This is a genomic window from Rhizobium changzhiense, assembly GCF_013087625.1.
In the GTDB taxonomy this organism is placed as follows: Bacteria; Pseudomonadota; Alphaproteobacteria; order Rhizobiales; family Rhizobiaceae; genus Rhizobium; species Rhizobium sophorae.
In genome coordinates this window covers 812,754-829,145 of record NZ_JABFCQ010000001.1, presented here as the reverse complement: position 1 = coordinate 829,145, position 16,392 = coordinate 812,754, and the positions used below count along the sequence as shown (strand labels likewise).

At 61.0% G+C, this 16,392-nt stretch carries 18 protein-coding genes and 2 pseudogenes; 9 read left to right on the top strand and 11 right to left on the bottom strand.

Annotated features, from left to right (window positions below):
• Nucleotides 1-89 precede the first annotated feature (89 nt).
• From G9X68_RS32160 to G9X68_RS04225, 4 genes are read left to right on the top strand one after another with little or no spacing between them, the layout of a single operon-like run.
• On the top strand, nucleotides 90-218 hold the full coding sequence (locus G9X68_RS32160; protein ID WP_265171565.1) for a hypothetical protein: 129 nt from the start codon (nucleotides 90-92) through the stop codon (nucleotides 216-218).
• Nucleotides 215-964 (top strand): metal ABC transporter ATP-binding protein, encoded by a 750-nt coding sequence (locus G9X68_RS04235; protein ID WP_171601396.1) that lies wholly within the window; start codon nucleotides 215-217, stop codon nucleotides 962-964. The genes G9X68_RS32160 and G9X68_RS04235 overlap by 4 nt, the downstream gene beginning before the upstream one ends.
• On the top strand, nucleotides 961-1,833 hold the full coding sequence (locus tag G9X68_RS04230; protein WP_171601395.1) for a metal ABC transporter permease: 873 nt from the start codon (nucleotides 961-963) through the stop codon (nucleotides 1,831-1,833). The genes G9X68_RS04235 and G9X68_RS04230 overlap by 4 nt, the downstream gene beginning before the upstream one ends.
• 16 nt (nucleotides 1,834-1,849) lie before the next feature.
• Nucleotides 1,850-2,749: a metal ABC transporter substrate-binding protein gene (locus G9X68_RS04225; protein ID WP_171601394.1), complete on the top strand. Its 900-nt coding sequence runs from the start codon at nucleotides 1,850-1,852 to the stop codon at nucleotides 2,747-2,749.
• 149 nt (nucleotides 2,750-2,898) lie between these two features.
• On the opposite strand, the gene G9X68_RS04220 is transcribed toward G9X68_RS04225, so the two are convergent.
• The 5 genes and pseudogenes from G9X68_RS04220 to G9X68_RS04200 all read right to left on the bottom strand — a co-directional run bounded on the left by G9X68_RS04220 (nucleotide 2,899) and on the right by G9X68_RS04200 (nucleotide 5,625).
• The gene (locus tag G9X68_RS04220; protein ID WP_171601393.1) at nucleotides 2,899-3,321 is read right to left on the bottom strand and encodes a hypothetical protein; all 423 of its coding nucleotides are present in this window, start codon (nucleotides 3,319-3,321) and stop codon (nucleotides 2,899-2,901) included.
• Between the two features lie 165 nt (nucleotides 3,322-3,486).
• Nucleotides 3,487-3,815: pseudogene (locus G9X68_RS04215) on the bottom strand (integrase core domain-containing protein); the annotation flags it as partial.
• Between the two features lie 308 nt (nucleotides 3,816-4,123).
• Nucleotides 4,124-4,432, bottom strand: coding sequence for a Dabb family protein (locus G9X68_RS04210; RefSeq protein ID WP_017959279.1), 309 nt, complete (start codon nucleotides 4,430-4,432; stop codon nucleotides 4,124-4,126).
• Nucleotides 4,433-4,570: 138 nt separating this feature from the next.
• Entirely contained in the window at nucleotides 4,571-4,996 is a 426-nt protein-coding gene (locus G9X68_RS04205; RefSeq protein ID WP_240602117.1) for a hypothetical protein, read from the bottom strand.
• A 146-nt stretch (nucleotides 4,997-5,142) separates the two neighbouring features.
• Nucleotides 5,143-5,625 (bottom strand): RidA family protein, encoded by a 483-nt coding sequence (locus G9X68_RS04200; RefSeq protein ID WP_171601392.1) that lies wholly within the window; start codon nucleotides 5,623-5,625, stop codon nucleotides 5,143-5,145.
• 192 nt (nucleotides 5,626-5,817) lie between these two features.
• Here G9X68_RS04200 and G9X68_RS04195 point away from each other — a divergent pair, with 192 nt between their 5' ends.
• Complete coding sequence (locus G9X68_RS04195) at nucleotides 5,818-6,516, top strand: TetR/AcrR family transcriptional regulator (protein ID WP_171601391.1); 699 nt, start codon at nucleotides 5,818-5,820, stop codon at nucleotides 6,514-6,516.
• Between the two features lie 85 nt (nucleotides 6,517-6,601).
• Here G9X68_RS04195 and G9X68_RS04190 read toward each other — a convergent pair whose 3' ends face one another.
• Nucleotides 6,602-6,952 carry a DUF2200 domain-containing protein gene (locus G9X68_RS04190; protein ID WP_171601390.1) on the bottom strand — a complete coding sequence of 117 codons (351 nt, stop codon included), beginning with the start codon at nucleotides 6,950-6,952 and terminating at the stop codon, nucleotides 6,602-6,604.
• Nucleotides 6,953-7,376: 424 nt separating this feature from the next.
• Between G9X68_RS04190 and G9X68_RS04185 the strand changes: the two genes are divergently transcribed.
• A complete protein-coding gene (locus tag G9X68_RS04185; protein WP_171601389.1) occupies nucleotides 7,377-7,799 on the top strand; it encodes a VOC family protein in 423 nt (140 codons plus the stop codon).
• A 419-nt stretch (nucleotides 7,800-8,218) separates the two neighbouring features.
• Here the strand turns inward: G9X68_RS04185 and G9X68_RS04180 are convergent, their stop codons facing one another.
• Entirely contained in the window at nucleotides 8,219-8,611 is a 393-nt protein-coding gene (locus G9X68_RS04180) for a winged helix-turn-helix transcriptional regulator (protein WP_025393490.1), read from the bottom strand.
• A gap of 81 nt (nucleotides 8,612-8,692) precedes the next feature.
• On the opposite strand from G9X68_RS04180, the gene G9X68_RS04175 reads away from it, so the two are divergent.
• On the top strand, nucleotides 8,693-9,424 hold the full coding sequence (locus G9X68_RS04175; RefSeq protein ID WP_171602150.1) for an SDR family NAD(P)-dependent oxidoreductase: 732 nt from the start codon (nucleotides 8,693-8,695) through the stop codon (nucleotides 9,422-9,424).
• Nucleotides 9,425-9,600: 176 nt separating this feature from the next.
• Here the strand turns inward: G9X68_RS04175 and G9X68_RS04170 are convergent.
• Nucleotides 9,601-9,840 (bottom strand): annotated as a pseudogene (locus G9X68_RS04170) (EAL domain-containing protein); the annotation flags it as partial.
• A 349-nt stretch (nucleotides 9,841-10,189) separates the two neighbouring features.
• Here G9X68_RS04170 and G9X68_RS04165 point away from each other — a divergent pair.
• On the top strand, nucleotides 10,190-10,816 hold the full coding sequence (locus tag G9X68_RS04165; RefSeq protein WP_171601387.1) for a class I SAM-dependent methyltransferase: 627 nt from the start codon (nucleotides 10,190-10,192) through the stop codon (nucleotides 10,814-10,816).
• A gap of 186 nt (nucleotides 10,817-11,002) precedes the next feature.
• Nucleotides 11,003-11,512: a nucleoside kinase gene (locus G9X68_RS04160; protein ID WP_171601386.1), complete on the top strand. Its 510-nt coding sequence runs from the start codon at nucleotides 11,003-11,005 to the stop codon at nucleotides 11,510-11,512.
• Between the two features lie 25 nt (nucleotides 11,513-11,537).
• Here G9X68_RS04160 and G9X68_RS04155 read toward each other — a convergent pair whose 3' ends face one another.
• From G9X68_RS04155 to G9X68_RS04145, 3 genes are read right to left on the bottom strand one after another with little or no spacing between them, the layout of a single operon-like run.
• Nucleotides 11,538-14,450 (bottom strand): sensor domain-containing phosphodiesterase, encoded by a 2,913-nt coding sequence (locus G9X68_RS04155; RefSeq protein WP_171601385.1) that lies wholly within the window; start codon nucleotides 14,448-14,450, stop codon nucleotides 11,538-11,540.
• Nucleotides 14,447-15,061: a GNAT family N-acetyltransferase gene (locus tag G9X68_RS04150; protein ID WP_171601384.1), complete on the bottom strand. Its 615-nt coding sequence runs from the start codon at nucleotides 15,059-15,061 to the stop codon at nucleotides 14,447-14,449. The genes G9X68_RS04155 and G9X68_RS04150 overlap by 4 nt, the downstream gene beginning before the upstream one ends.
• A 29-nt stretch (nucleotides 15,062-15,090) precedes the next feature.
• Nucleotides 15,091-16,389 (bottom strand): M16 family metallopeptidase, encoded by a 1,299-nt coding sequence (locus G9X68_RS04145; RefSeq protein WP_027666710.1) that lies wholly within the window; start codon nucleotides 16,387-16,389, stop codon nucleotides 15,091-15,093.
• Nucleotides 16,390-16,392: the final 3 nt, after the last annotated feature.

The window sequence follows — 16,392 nt, the reverse complement described above, 5'->3', positions numbered from 1 at the left end:
ATTGTATGAGCAACGGCCGAGCTCCCCGCCTCAATCTCGCCGCAATCGTTATAACATAACTGTAATGTTATTACATTGTAGGATGCGCCATGCCCCCGAGACCCGACCGCCCCTCCGTCAGCCTGCTGGGACAGTCGGCATTATTCAGGGTGATCTGCATGACGCTGGTCATTGCCGTGCTCTGGCTGGCAATCCACTGGGCGGTTCTCTTGCCATGACGCCGCTGATCCGTCTGGAGAATTTGACCGTCGCCTATAACAGGCATCCCGCCGTGCATCATGTCTCCGGCGCCTTCGCCGCAGGCAGCCTGACGGCGATTGCCGGGCCGAATGGGGCGGGCAAGTCGACGTTGCTGAAGGCGATCATGGGGGAGCTTCGCCCGGCCGAGGGCAGGGTCGAGCATCGGCTGGGGCGGGCGGAGTTCGGTTACCTCCCGCAGGCGGCCGAGATCGACCGGCGCTTTCCGATCTCGGTCCTCGATACCGTCATGCTCGGCGCCTGGAAAAAGACGGGAGCCTTCGGCCGCATCGCGCCCGGCGAGGTGAAAAGGGCAGGCGAGGCGCTCTCGGCCGTCGGCCTCGAAGGCTTCGGCCGGCGCCATGTCGGCTCGCTCTCGGCCGGCCAGTTCCAGCGTGTGCTCTTTGCCCGGCTGCTGCTGCAGGATGCCGGCATCATCCTGCTCGACGAGCCGTTTACGGCAATCGATGCCCGCACGACCAGGGACCTCGTCGATATCGTCACCCGCTGGCACGGCGAGGGTCGCACGGTGATCGCCGTGCTCCACGACTTCGAGCTCGTCCGCGCCCATTTCCCGCAAACCCTGCTGCTTGCCCGCGAACTGGTCGGCTGGGGTGCGACCGCAGAGGTCATGTCCTCCGTCAATCTCCTGAAGGCCCGGGCCATGGCCGAGCGCTGGGATGAGGATGCGAATGCCTGCGCACCCGAAGAGGCGCCGGCGGCATGACGGCTTACGATCTCTTCCTGGCGCCCTTTGCCGATTACGGTTTCATGCGCCGCGCGCTCGTCGCCTGCCTTTGCCTTGCGCTCGGCTCCGGCCCGATCGGCGTTTTCCTGATGCTGCGGCGCATGAGCCTGATGGGTGACGCGATGAGCCATGCCGTGCTGCCGGGGGCTGCGATCGGTTACCTCGTCGCCGGCTCCCTGTCACTGACGGCGATGGGGCTCGGCGGCCTGATCGCCGGTCTGTCGGTGGCGCTACTATCAGGCGCCGTCAGCCGGATGACCGTGCTGCAGGAGGATGCGAGCTTTGCCAGCTTCTATCTCGCCTCGCTGGCGCTTGGCGTGCTGATCGTCTCGCTGCGCGGCTCGAATATCGATCTCCTGCATGTGCTCTTCGGCACCATCCTGGCGATCGATGCGCCGGCGCTTTATCTGATCGGCGCGATCACCTCGCTGACCCTCGTCATCCTCGCCTTCATCTACCGGCCGTTGGTGGCCGAATGTTTCGATCCGGGTTTTCTGCGCGCCGTCGGCGGGCGCGGGCCGGTCTATCACGTCCTCTTCCTGCTGCTCGTGGTGCTGAACCTCGTCGCCAGCTTCCAGGCGCTCGGCACGCTGATGGCGGTCGGCCTGATGATGCTGCCGGCCGCCATCGCCCAGCTCTGGTCGCGCAGCCTGGCCATGATGATGGCGATTGCGGCCGCCAGTGCCGCCGCCTCCGGTTATCTCGGCCTGATCGCCTCCTACCATCTCGAACTCGCCTCCGGCCCGACGATCATCATGACGGCGGCGTTGCTCTACGGCTTTTCTATTCTTTTCGCGCCCTCCGGCCTGGCCCGGCGCTTCTTCCCCCGCCCGCATTTGAAGGGCTGATCCCAAGGAGACTTCGATGAACCCGCACAGACTGCTTCTCTCCGCAGCAATCCCCGCTCTGATGGCGTTCTCCGCCATGCCCGCCTCCGCCGAAACGCTGAAGGTTGTGGCGTCCTTCACCGTGCTTGCCGATGTCGTCAAGCAGGTCGGCGGCGAGCACGTCAAGGTGACGAGCCTCGTCGGGCCGAACGGCGACCCCCATGAATTCGAGCCGTCGCCGGCAGACGCGAAGAATTTGAACGCCGCTCAAGTCACCTTCGTCAGCGGCGAGGGGCTGGAAGGCTGGATGGACCGGCTGATCACCGCCTCGGGCTATAAGGGCAAGCCGGTTACCGTCTCCGAAGGCATCAGCACCCGCACCATGGAAGAGGACGGCGAAAAAATCACCGATCCGCATGTCTGGAACAGCCCCGTTAACGTCAAGGTCTGGGTCGCCAATATCGAAAAGGCGCTGTCATCGGCCGATCCCACGGACGCCGCCGCCTTCAAGGCCAATGCCGAGAAATACACCAGGACGCTGGACGAACTGAACGCCTATGCCCATGCGAAGTTCGACAAGGTGGCCGACGATCGCCGCAAGGTGCTGACCAGCCATGATGCCTTCGGCTATTTCGGCCGTGAATATAATGTCAACTTCCTCGCCCCGCTCGGTCTGTCCACGGAAAGCGAAGCGTCGGCCGCCGACGTCGCCAAGCTGATCGAACAGATCAAGAGCGAGCGCGTGAAGGCCTATTTCTTCGAAAATTCCAACGATCCGCGGCTCGTCAAACAGGTCGCCAAGGCAACCGGGGCCGAGCCCGGCGGCGAGCTCTATGTCGAATCGCTCTCCGACGCCAAGGGGCCGGCGCCGACCTATGAAAAGATGTTCAAGTACAATGTCGACCAGCTCGCCACCGCCATGGCGAAATCGAGCTGATGATTAAGAGTGGCCGCAGGCTGAACCTGCGGCCACCTTGAGGCCCGAAGCTGCCCCTCTACAGAAACGCTTCGAAAGTCCGGATAGGTGGTTTTCTGCCAAAAGTGGACATTCCTGCATATAAATCGCCACTTCCGCGCCTCGCCTCCTTATGCGGTCATCAAATCGATGACCCGCATGATCGCGACCGAATTGCTCGTGTTCTGGGTGCCTTCTGTCGTATCGGCGTTAGCGCAGGTCCAAACATCGCCCTTCTTGACCGTGAACTTTTTTTCGTTCTGAACGACCGAAAGTTCTCCCTCAGTCATATGGCAGAGCATGTCGTTCTTCATCATGTTGTCCGGCGTCTTCGCCCCAGCTTGGATAACAACATCCCGCAGTTTCACCATTTTGTAAGCTGGTATGACCGAAGCCCGCTCACCGAGCGCGACAACTCTGACACCGGGTCCGATCTCCTCGCCCTCATCGGGGCCGTAAGTCTGGGCGGCTGCTGGCGTCGCCCAGGCGATCAGTGGCGTTGCGGCCGTTGTAAGACCGAGTGCGAGCATGGTTCTACGATTGACGGCTTCCATTGTTTCCTCCCTAGCCAATTGTTAGGATGAATATTATGAATTACTAAAGCAGCCCCGGCGCGGGTGGTTGTCAAATCAACTTTTTGGAAATGGCTTGCCGCATCCTAAGGAGGCGTATGGCAAAGTTCCGCCCAACTCGATCATGCGTGACCTGCCACTGAACTTTCATCCGGCTGCGATTAGAGCCTCGGTGGTTTTGAGCCGCCAGTCGGCGCGGTGGTAGCAACCGGCGGAAACGCGAAGCTTCCATATTGCGCAGCGTTGGAGCCGGTTGCGGCGATGATCCCGGCATAGTCTGCCGGGGTCTGGTATCCGAGCGATGAGTGCGGACGGAAATTATTGTAATCGTCCGCCCATTCGGCAATGGCGCTTCGGGCATGTTCAAGGCCGAGGAAGAAGCTCTCGTTGAGCAGCTCGTCGCGCATACGGCCGTTGATGCTCTCGACATAGCCGTTCTGCATTGGCCATCCCGGCGCGATGTAGTGCCACTTGACTTTGTGGTCCTAGGATCGGCGCACATGTGCCGACAGCACGCCGCCTGACTTTCCGCTTGCGCACGGAAAGACCTTCCTCGCGATACAGTCGGTAGATGCGATTGACCCCGGACGGCTCTTCGTCCCGTCGAAGCAGGATGAACAGCAGTGGCGGACGGCAGCCAGCCAGTCGTAAACCTTTGCTAGCCACTTCCTTAAAGCCGACTGCTGTCCATGAAAGACGGCCGCTCACGCTGACGGCAGGGGCGACATGCGTGCACGGTAACACGCGGTCGTGCAACATCGATAAATCGGATTCTTATGCATTCTCACAAATTAAGGTCGAAGACGAGGATGCCGGCAAGGCCTCCATCGGTCGACGAGACGATGCGCTCGCCGACCGTCACGTGCTCGGGATGGATGAGATAGGCATCCCGGGCTTCGGCGCTTTCAAAGGTCACGGCAAACCCGTCGACGAAACCGCCATGCAGCCCCTCGGGCGAAACATTCGGCCCGTATTTGATATCCAATATGCCGGGAATGAGCTGTTTCAGGGCGACGATCGCCGCAAACAGCGACTGCTTGTCTTCGGCCGTCACCGCGGTCTTCAGCCGCAGGAATACGCAGTGTAGGATCATCAGTGGTCCTCCCGACTTTCTTTGGGCCGTTTTTTTTTGGCCCGATTTTCTTTGGGTGGAGAATAGCGGCGAAAGCCGGGAGAGCAACGAGATTTATTTTCACGCAGGCGTTGCGCGGCAAGCCGTGAGCCGGGCAGATTACATCTGGTCGGTCTTAACCAGGGGCCGCTTGTAGATCTTCTGGACGAGATCGCTTGCCAGCGCGCGGGCTTCGTCTTTCTCGGCCGCCGTCATCGGCCGGCAGGTGTTCCTGGTGTTTGAACTGTCGAGTACTGTCGTCGAACCGGAATTGGCGATGACGAGATGCCAGCTGCAGGAGGCGACCCTGTCGATGGCGACAGCACCATGGCAACCGGTGGACAGGCAGAAGGCAACGGTCACCTGCGCCCCGTGGTCGCCTTTATAGGCGAGCTGGACGGCTTTCTTGATATCGGTGACCCATCGCTCGCATTGCGCCTGTTTTGCCCCAGGCTGGCAGCTCTGGGTAACGGGTGTGACGTCGCCGGCCTGAAGCGGCGAGACGCAAAAAACACCCATCGAGAGGGCGAGCAGAAACTTGAGCATGGGATTTTCCTTGTGCAAGGAATGAGTGGCGCACATCGCAGGCGGTTGGTCAATGGCCATCGATAAAAGCGAAGGCGGCGCGCCGAGCAGATGTTGGCGCGCCACCGGGAAAATCCGGAATTGTGCAGATCCGGCGTCGCCCCCTATTACAGAATGACGACGGCTTCGACCTCGAAGAGCATGGGGTCGATGGCAAGCTTGGGAACGGGAATCAGCGTCTGCGCCGGCAGTGCTTCGCCGAACATGTCCTTGACGTTCCTGGTCAGCACCTCGAGCTTGGACATATCGTGATCGACCACGAAGACCGTCAGCTTGGCGACCTGATCCGGCCTTGCACCGAGCGCATCGAGGGCGGTGCGCAAATTCGCATAGGCCTGCTTCACCTGGACGGCGAAGTCGGGCGACAGGCCCCCCGTGCCGTCCTGGCCGCCCTGTCCGGAGATGTAGGCCAGCCGGCCTTGGCGCGGCACGATCACCGCCGTGCTGTAGCCATTCGGCGAGGGGTCGTAGAGGTTTTTCGGATTGACGATGGTCAGCTTGAGATCGTCATCGGCTGTCGCCGCAGTGGGAACGCTGATGGTCATGATGATTATGCCTCCGATAATGAGATGCTTGATTGTGCGTGACATGACTTCTCCCGGCTTCTCAGGGCTGCGAGCGATGGAACCTCGCGGCCTGCAAGATGAAGTTTTATCGCGTATGATAAGACTCGTACGCTGTACTATTAAATTGCATCGTACGGCGTACGAGTCAATCGGTCAGCATCGACATTCCCGGCATTGTCGGCTTAGATCGACGTTCTGATCAGTAAAGGAAGACGAATGGCAGCCAAACGCAGCGGCGCTGAGAGCAAAGGGTCTGGGCGGAGAAATGCGTCACCTCAGTCCGGGCAGGAGCCGCGCAGCGAACCGCCTCTCTCCCTGGAGCGGATCGTGGCGACCGCGGTGGAGCTGCTGGACGCCGAGGGCGTCGACGGATTGAAGATGCGCCGGCTGGCCGATCGCCTCGGCTCGGGCGCGATGAGCCTCTATTGGCACGTCGACAACAAGGAAAAGGTCTTCGATCTGGCGCTGGATTCGGTGCTCGAATATCGCGGCCCGCCTGATATCGTCGAAACTCGAGACTGGCGCGGGGACGTCGTGCATATGCTCGAAGACTGGCGCGCCAGCATGCTGCGCCATCCCTGGTCGGCATCGCTGCTGCCGCGCCGGGCGCTCGGCCCGAACATCCTCAGTCGCCTGGAACTGCTGAGCAAGACCTTGTCCGGCGCCGGTGTGGCTGATGCAGATTTGAACGTCGCGATATGGTCGCTCTGGAACTTTGTGCTCGGCGCGACCATCACCCGGGCGAACTTCGATCTCTCGGACGACGACAGGGCGGCCGCGCAGCAGCGCCTGACAGGGCTCAGCGAGCACTACCCAACGATCGAACGCTCTCGTCTGCTGCTGGATAATGATTGGGACGGCGCTTTCAGGAAGGGCCTCGACTTCCTGCTTGATGGTCTTGCTCCGCGGCAGTGAACATTCGTCATTCCCGGACGAGACCGGTGCCGGCTTCTGCGCGCGTGTCGTGGGTGATCCGTAGTGCCGCGACACGGGTTCCCGGCTATTTCCGCAGGATTTTCTCCATCGCTTTCCCCTTCGCGAGTTCGTCGATCATTTTGTCCAGATAGCGGATTTCCCGCATCGTCTTTTCTTGGATTTCTTCCACGCGGACGCCGCAGATCACGCCCGTGATCAACGATCGGGAGGGATTCATCTGCGGCGCTTGCGCAAAGAAATCCTCGAAGTTGGTCTTCTCAGCCAATTGATCGTCCAGGCTCTGCTGGCTATGCCCCGTCAGCCAACAGATGATTTCATCAACCTCTGCCTTCGTCCGCCCCTTCTTCTCTGCCTTGGCGACATAGTGGGGATACACGCTCGCGACGCTGATGGAATAGATACGATGCTTCGTCATGCCTGCTCCTCAACGTTCGAGATATTTTCCGGCTTGAGATAGCTGACTTTAAGTCCTCAACAAGCGGCCGACAATGAGCAAGCCTTCCACGGGCGGGAAGTAGATCAGTGCAAAGGCGGCATCTCTACAGCGCCGCGCGTCTTCGACCGGATTGTACCACAACGGACATCCGCTCGGCTTGGGTAGACGACCGCCACGGAGCCGGGAGCCGACCGGCGGCTCCTAGGACGTCCAACACGAAAGCGGATATTTGGGTACTCTGTGCCAAGGGCTGGGATTGGCCCATGGCTGCCGTCCCCGCGATACAAGCTTGTCAGAAGCTGGACATCAGTCGAGCAGTCGCTGAGCCGTTGCACAACGCGCATGGAAGCATAATCTTGGGTAATGTCTGATGTGAGTCGGCTGTACTGCGCGAGGTCCCGCAATGGCTTACGAGGCCCCCAAAAAACCATTGTTCCGCAAACTCGACAACTATCTACTGCATGTAAGCGATCTTGAGCAAGCCATATCCTTTTATCGGGATCGGCTCGGCCATTCCCTCATTTGGCGGAATGCTGAAGCCGCCGGCTTCGCGTTGCCTGAAACTGACGCAGAGCTAGTGGTTCATCTTCGTATTGGTCCAGAGACCGATATTCTCGTTGATGACGCAGACGCGGCATTTCAAGAACTTTTGGCAGCGGGCGCAAAGGCAGTGGAGCCGCCCTTCGACATCGCGATCGGGCGATGTGCTCGTGTTTGTGATCCTTTCGGCAACGTGCTTGTAATATTGGATCAATCGAAGGGAACTTTCACTACGGACAAGGAGCAAAATGTTGTCGGCGTGGGGCCCACGCGTTATCCAACCTGACCGTCGACCTCCCACCAGCCACGGACTCTGTGTAACCTAAGCAGACCGGCAGCTTTCAGGAAATCGGCAGGTCGGCTCGAATAGCCGAAATGAGGCGCAAAGCGGTCACTGGCGTCGCAAAAAATCCGCCGCGAAACTCCAGCTCTTGGCGACAGAGTCTTGCGGCGAGAATCCTCGACGCTTTCAAAGACCGGAGTGTCGCAAAAGTCAGGATTTTCGCGACAGTTGACAGCTTCTCGCACGTTTTCGCTGAAATGAAATTGCGCGTAGGCGGCGCCGCTGACACTCTATCGCAATCGGTTTCAGGTAGCTCGGAAGACCCGGAAAACTATCCTCGACGATCACGGCGGAGAGTAGTCTTGCCAACGCTCAGTGGTGTTTTTCAACAGTATCCGCCAGAAGCGGACATAGCGACATTTTCAGCGACGATTTTCGGTGTTGTCATAGCGTAGCGTGGCCGCCTCTACCTTGTCGCCGTTGGCCGCTGCCCATGAACACAGTGCTTCAAACGGCTCCCGCAGTGAATGGCCTAGTGGAGTAATTGCATATTCCACGCCAATCGGCTGCGTTGGGAGTACGGTTCTCGTCACAAGGCCGTTCCGCTCAAGCCTCTTCAAAGCGTCGGCCAGAGCCTTGTGCGTGATCCCATCGAGACGCCGCTTGATTTCGTTGAAGCGCGAGGGTTTGGGACAGATCACTGTCAGTATCAGGATCGTCCATTTGTCAGCGATCTTGTCGAGCACCGGGCGAACCTGCGCCATGTCGCCAAACGCGCGATGAGAAAGTGCCTCCAGATCAGTATACTCGTCCATATCTAGGCTACTTCAGGTGCGTAATTGATACCAGATATATGATGTATATCATGGCGAGACCATCAATTGAAAGGATTTACGATGGCTCGAATGAGTAACAAGATTGCCCTGGTCGTCGGCGGCGCCAAGGGCATCGGCTTGGCAATTGCAGAGCGGCTTTCTGCCGAAGGGGCGAAGGTCTTTATCACCAGTCGTAGAAGTGAAGATGCCGAGAAGGCGGCCAAGGGTATCGGCAATGACGCGGTCGGCATTGCCGCCGATGCCGGTGTCCCCGAAGATATGGTGGAGGCTGTCGAAAAAGTGCGAAAAGTATGCGGGCGTATTGACGCGCTCGTATTAAATGCTGGCCTCTCCGAGCCTGCGCAGATCGCCGAAATAACGCCAGACCACTTCGACCGCCACTTCGGCGTCAACGTCCGCGGGATGGTATTCGGCCTGCAGGCGGCTCTCCCGGTGATGACAGGAGGTGGGGCGGTCGTCCTCGTCGGATCCATCGCCGATAACGCGGGCTACTCTTCGTACGGCACCTATGCCGCCACCAAAGCGGCCGTCCGTTCCTATGCTCGAACCTGGACGGCAGAACTCGCGCCCAAAGGTATACGCGTCAACGTTGTTGCGCCCGGTCCAACCGATACGGAAATGATGGCTACGGTTGCCGAAGACACTCGCGCGGCACTTGTCGCTCCGATCCCGATGGGACGAATGGCGAGGCCTTCAGAAGTGGCTGCGGCCGCCTTGTTCTTGTTGAGCGACGACGCGAGCTACATTGCCGGTGCCGAACTGTGCGTCGACGGCGGCTTGCGGCAGGTCTAAGGTTCCGTCGAAACGGTGTACCCGATCTGAGCAGGTCGGGTACAGCAAAACGCGCTTGTTGACAGACCAGCCTTAAATTGAAGCCGTTCAATATCGAAAAGAGCACCGAATACGATCATATTAGCGCCTGTATTTTCGACGAACCCGTCCATTATACACGGGGAAGAAATTCACCTGTCGTGAAGCTTCCGCTTAGGGCCGCATAGCAGCCGCAGGTTGATCGAGACGAAGATCGGCAATTCGCCGGTCTGGTGCTGCCAGCTCATCAGATCGTTGGTCGCGAACATGCCGAGCGCGCCGATGAGATCGGAGGCCTCGGCGATCGGGATGAATTCGGATGGCGGGATGTTGCCGCGTTTGGGATGTTCCCAGCGCATCAGCGCCTCGAAGCCGGCGACCTCGACATCCTCCAGCCTTGGGCCAGCTGCCCGTCAACGGTTTGTGGCAGAGCCTCGGAGGTTTCGCCCAGTCAACACCACCTTTGCGTTCCTAAGCCACAATGGGCTGGCCCTTACACCCCATTACAGACTTTGGTGCAGATTAACGGACGACAGCTTTGGAGACGTCGTTCCGGGTTCGTGAACGACCGGAATGAGGCGCATTGCCGCCCGGCAGCATTGGCTCGGTCGGTGGTCTCTGACCGCATTTCTGCTAAAGTTCGGAAGCATCGCCCGCGATGTCACCAACTGCCGAAGTGTGAAGGGCGCAACGGGCGGATGGGCCTCCTGCTCATCAGGCCTCTTGTTCTGAAGGAGGAGCGCTAGGATGAGCACCGACCTGGATACCGTGCGGTCCTATGATAAGGTCGCGGCGGGGTACGCTGCCGAGGCCGCGGCGATGCCCGAATGGGTCGCGACAGAGATCGATGCATTCGTGACCGAGCTGGGCGGCTCGGGCAGGGTGCTGGAGATCGGAAGCGGTGGCGGGCGAGATGCACTTGAGCTTGAGAAGCGGGGAATGAGCGTCCGGCGCACCGACATTGCAAAGGGTTTCGTCGAACTGCTTCGCGAAAGTGGCTTCGAAGCCGACCTGTTGGACCCGCTGACCGATGACTTGACCGACCCGCAGCGTCCCGGCACGCCGTATGACGGGATCTGGGCCTGTGCCTGCCTCATTCATGTCGCGCGCGAGGATTTCGGCACGGTGCTTGGACGGCTTGCCGAGGCGACCCGGACCGGTGGCCGATTGCACGTCTCGGTAAGAGAGGGCGAAGGCGAGGATGTCTCCACCCACGGCAGCGCTGCAGCGCCCCGGCGCTACGTCGAGACGTACTGGCGCGAGTCTGCCCTGCGGTCCGCACTCACAGACGCCGGCTGGATCGTCAGCGAGATACGTCGGTGCGTCGGAAAGCCCTATGATCGGTGGCTGAGCGTTCGGGCGAGTCGGGCGTGACGCACATAGAACTTGCGGGAATGGCTCCGCTAGTTCCAGCGCATCCTCAATATCCACCCCCTTCGGCCAAGGATTGGCCGCGTGGAAAACGTACGTGAGCAGTGAGAGGGGTCGTCATTTCTTTGGTGAAGCGTTCCCAGGTAAAGTGTCTTTTCACCAGATCGAAGTCCATGATAAGCGGCGCCCATGGGAATCAAGAACTATCTGATCGAAGGCGGTTCCGGCACTGGGAAAACGTCTGTCGCTACCGAACTGGAGCGGCGGGGCTACCATGTCGTCCATGGTGATCGGGTGTTGGCCTATGTTGGCGACCCCGAGACGGGCCAGGCACTCGCAGGACCACCCGAAGGTGCGGACCGCATCGTTTGGGGATACGCCCACTGGATCTGGCGTGTCGACAAGGTCCGCGCAATTGCTGCCGACACCACCCATCCTGCCACTTTCTTCTGTGGCGGCTCGCGCAATTTCCACAAATTCCTGGACCTTTTCGATAAGGTTTTCGTGCTCGACATAGACGTTAAGACCTTGAACCATCGATTGGATGGGCGGCCAAATGAGCCCGGCTTCGAGCCGGCCGAGCGGGCGCTGGTGCTCCGCTACCATCACACCCGGGAACATCTTCCCATCGGCATCAATATCGACACGACGGGTACTGTCCCAAGTGTCGTCGACGATATCCTCGCTCAACTCACCTGACGACCGACGAGACTGGCCGCTCCGCTCAAGCCCGTTTCGTCAGCGGAAACCGGTCCCGAAGCAGCCGCAGCACCGATTCCGAAGGGATCGGCGGACCGAAAAGGTAGCTCTGGCCGTAGTTGCAGCCCATCTTGGCAAGCTCGATCGCATCCTCGTTGGATTCGATCCCCTCCGCCACCACCTTCATGTCAAGCTCGCGCGCCATCGCGATCACCGACCGGAGCACGGTTGCCTTCTTGTCGCTGCTGTCGCGTACCAGCGCCTTGTCGAGCTTGATCGTGTCGAAGGGGAAGCGGGTGAGATAGGCGAGCGACGAATATCCGGTGCCGAAATCGTCGAGCGCCAGGCCGATGCCGGCTTCCTTCAGCTTCTGCAAGACGAGCCTGGCCTGTTCCGGATTTTCCATCACCATGGATTCCGTCAGTTCGAGCTTGAGGCGCGAGGGCTGGCAATGCGTCTTGGCGAGAACCGAACGCACATCGTCATAGAGCTCGTTGTTGAGCAGCTGCACGCTCGACAGGTTGATCGAGACGAAGATCGGCAATTCGCCGGTTTGGTGCTGCCAGCTCATCAGATCGTTGGTCGCCTGTTCCAGCGCGAACATGCCGAGCGCGCCGATGATATCGGAGGCCTCGGCGATCGGGATGAATTCGGATGGCGGGATATTGCCGCGTTTGGGATGTTCCCAGCGCATCAGCGCCTCGAAACCGGCGACCTCGACATCTTCAAGCCTTGCGATCGGCTGATAGACCATCGACAATTCCTTGCGCTCGATGGCGCGGCGCAGATCCGTTTCGAGCTGCAGCCGGTCGGTGCCGAAATCGCGGAAGGCAGGCTGGAACGGCTCGACGCGGTTGCCGCCGGCCCGCTTTGCCCGGTACATCGCAAGCTCCGCATCGCTGAGCAGGCCGGTGGCGCTCTCCTGCCGGTCTACCCAGGAGGCAAGCCCGACCGAGGCCGTCAGGATGATCTCGCGATTGGCGAAGTTGATCGGCACCATGATCGCCTTGCTGATCGCATCGGCAAAATCGGCGACCTTGGCCGGATTGTGCTCGGAAACCAGGATGAGGCCGAACTGGTCGCCGGCAAGCCGCGCCAGCGTATCCTGCGGCTTCAACAGCCGGCGCAGACGCCGCGTCAGCGCGATGAGAATGTTGTCGCCGGCCGCAACGCCGAGCGAATCATTGACCAGCTTGTAGCGGTCGATATCGATCACCATCACCGTCGGCCGCAGCGTATCGCCGCCCGGCGCCAGCGCCAGCACCGACTGCAGCCGGTCGAGGAAGACCTGCCGGTTCGGCAGGCCGGTCAGATTGTCGTGCAGCGCATCGTGCAGCAGCCGTTCGACGGAATTCTTCTGTTCGGTCACGTCGACGATCGTGCCGACGCAGCGGATGATCTCGCCGTTCGAGCCGAGCACCGGCCGGGCGCGGATCAGCAGCCAGTGGAAATGCCCGTCCTCGGCGCGGATGCGGAACTCGTGGTTCAGCCGCCCGCGGCGGTGTTCGAGCAGCACGTCGAGCGTGGCGCGGAAGCGGTCGCGGTCGTCGGGATGCAGCCGCGGCAACCAGTTGCGCGCCGCCCCATGCATGGCGCCCGGCGACAGGCCGAGCTTGATCGAGACGTCGGGAATGGTGACGACGCGGTCGCGCGCCACGTCCCAATCCCACACCATGTCGCCGGAGCCGGTCAGCGCCAGCGATTGCCGCTCGAGATCGGAAAACAGCCCTTGCTGGTAGGCGCCGCCGGCAAACGCGTGCTGCATGACGGTGAAGCCGATCAACAGCACGATGAGCACGAGGCCGCCGCCGAGCGCGGGCTGGATGATGTCGTTGTCGAGCCGTCCGGTGACCGTCAGCCACGCCCCGAACAGCCAGACCAGGATCAGCGCCCAGGCCGGCACTAGCAGGATGGCGCGGTCGTAGCGGTTGAAGCCGAGATAGATGATCAGCAGCAGCCCCATCGTCGCCGTCAGCGCGAAGGAAAGCCTGGCGATGCCGGCGGCGATCGACGGATCGTAGATCGCCACGCCGAAGAGCAGGGCAAGGCCGAGCACCCAGGCAAGTGTCGCGTAGCCGAGATGCGCATGCCAGCGGTTGAGGTTGAGATAGGTGAAGAGGAAGATGACGAAACTCGACGCCAGCGCTACCTCGGCGCAGGCGCGCCATATTCGCTGGTCGGCCGAGGCGACGCTGATCAGCTTGCCGAGAAAACCGAAATCGACGCAGATATAGCCGAGCACCGCCCAGGCGAGTGCGGCCGTCGCCGGCAGCATCGAGGTGCCCTTGACGACGAATAGGATGGTCAGGAACACGGCGAGCAGGCCGGCAATGCCGAGCACGATGCCGCGATAGAGCGTGAAGGCGTTGATCGTGTCCTTGTAGGCGTTCGGTTCCCAGAGATAGATCTGCGGCAGTTCCGGCGTCGACAGTTCGGCGACGAAGGTGATGACGGCGCCGGGGTTCAGCGTGATGCGGAAGACGTCAGCCTCGTCGCTCGGCTGCCGGTCGAGCGCGAAGCCTTCGCTCGGCGTAATCGCGCTGATGCGCTGCGAGCCGAGATCCGGCCAGAAGAGCTTGGAATTGACCAGACGGAAATGCGGGGCGACGATGACGCGTTCGAGCTGTTCTTCGGAGACGTTGGCGAGTGCAAACACCGCCCAGTCGCCCTGATGGTTCTCCGAACTTGCCCTGACCTCGATGCGGCGGCGGATGCCGTCGGCGCCGGCCGCCGTCGAAACCTGGAAGGCCTCGCCCTGGTTGGCGTAGATCTCCGTCGTTGCCGTCAGATCGAGCGCGGTATCGTCACGGGAAATTTTTACCGGTTCGGCCGCCCGGGCAGCACCCGCCGCGAAGGCGAAGGCCGCCAGGAAAAGGGCTGCGATCACCGCGATCACTCGTCCGGACGGTGACTTGGGCAGCATGCGGTCTCTTGTCATCGGCTGTCGGTTTTCCTGCCTTTATCCGTATCGGTGGCGAGACGTGAAAACATCACATGGTCATGCCACTGACCGTTGATCTTCAAATATCCGCGCAGATAGCCTTCCTGCTGAAACCCGGCTTTTTCAAGCAGACGGATGCTGCGCGCGTTATCTGGAATACAGGCTGCTTCGATACGGTGCAACTCAAGCCCGGCGAAGATGTAAGGAATAACCAATTGAAGGGCGGCGAACATATGCCCCTGGCCGGCATGACGTTCGCCCATCCAATAGCCGATCATGCAGCTTTGTGCCGCACCCCGTCTGATGTAACCGATGGTGACGCCGCCGACGAGCGTCATGTCGCCTTTCAGGAAAATGAACAGCGGCACCGCCTGGCCCGAGGCATATTCCTGCTTGCCGCGGACGACGCGGGCGCGGTAGGCGCCCTCCGTCAGCTCGTCGCGCCGCCAGGTCGGCTCCCAGGGTTCCAGGAATTTGCGGCTTTCGGCGCGCAGCCGGTGCCACTGGTTGAAATCCTGGTAGCGCGGCAGGCGCAGGAAATATCTGTCGTTCTCCAGCTGCACCGCTTCCGGCTGCCGCTGCAGGAACCGAAAAACCGATTTTGGCATCGATCACTCCCGGCAGGACGGACGTCGGCTCAGCGGCTTGCCTGCAGCGTCTTCGACGCCGGCACCGAAAGCGAAGCAGTGATGTCTTCCATCGGCGCGAGCTGTTCCAGTGGACCGATCGCCGAAAGCGTCGGCACCGTGTCGTAGAACAGCCGGCCGGCGAGGTCAGTCAGCCGCTCGATGGTGATGCCTTCCAGCCGCTCCATCATCTCCGGATTGGAGATCGGCCGGCCGTAGAGCATCATCTGCCTGGCGATCTGGCCGGCGCGGGCGGCCGGGCTTTCCGCACCCATCAACAGCTGGGCGCGGATCTGGGCGCGGGCGCGCTCGATCTCGTTCTGGTGGATCGCATCGGCGGATTTGTGCAGCTCGTCGATGATGACGGGCACCAGCTCCGGCAGGTTTTCGCCGCCGGTTGCGGCATGAATGCCGAAGATGCCGGTGTCGGAAAAGCCCCAGTGGAAGGCATAGACGGAATAACAGAGGCCGCGGAATTCGCGCACCTCCTGGAACAGCCTGGACGACATGCCGCCGCCGAGGATATTGGCGAGGATCTGCGAGCAATAGAAATCGCGGGCGTGGTAAGGCTTGCCCTCGAAGCCGAGCAGGATCTGCGCATCCATCAGGTCGCGCGGTTCGCGCACGCTGCCGCCGATGTAACGCGCCGCGTCCATGACGGGCGGCGCGGAAGGGGCCGTCGGCAGGCTGGCGAAACGGTCCTCGACCAAGCGTAGGAACGCTTCATGCTCGACGGCGCCGGTGGCGACCACGAACATGCGGTCGGTCGTGTAGTTGCGGCCGAGATAGCCGCGGATCTGCTGCGGCGTGAAGGAGACGACGGTCTCCGGCGTGCCGAGGATCGCCCGGCCGAGCGTCTGGTCGCGATAGGCGACCTCGGAGAACCGGTCGAACACCACGTCGTCGGGCGTGTCGTTGGCGGCGTTGATCTCCTGCAGGATCACCTGCTTCTCGCGCTCCAGCTCCTCCTCCTCGAAGGCCGATTCCGTCAGGATGTCGGCGAGGATGTCGACGGCGAGCGGCACGTAGTCCTTGAGCACGCGGGCATAATAGGAGGTCGTCTCGGTCGAGGTGGCGGCATTGACTTCGCCGCCGACATCCTCGATTTCCTCGGCAATCTGGCGGGCCGTGCGGCGCGCCGTGCCCTTGAAGGCCATGTGTTCGAGCAGGTGAGCGATGCCGTGCTCGTTGTCCGTCTCGTTACGCGATCCCGATTTGATCCAGACCCCGAGCGCAACGCTTTCAAGATGCGGCATGGTCTCTGTGACTACTGTCAGCCCGGATTTCAGCCGGGTGCACTCAACTGTCATTGG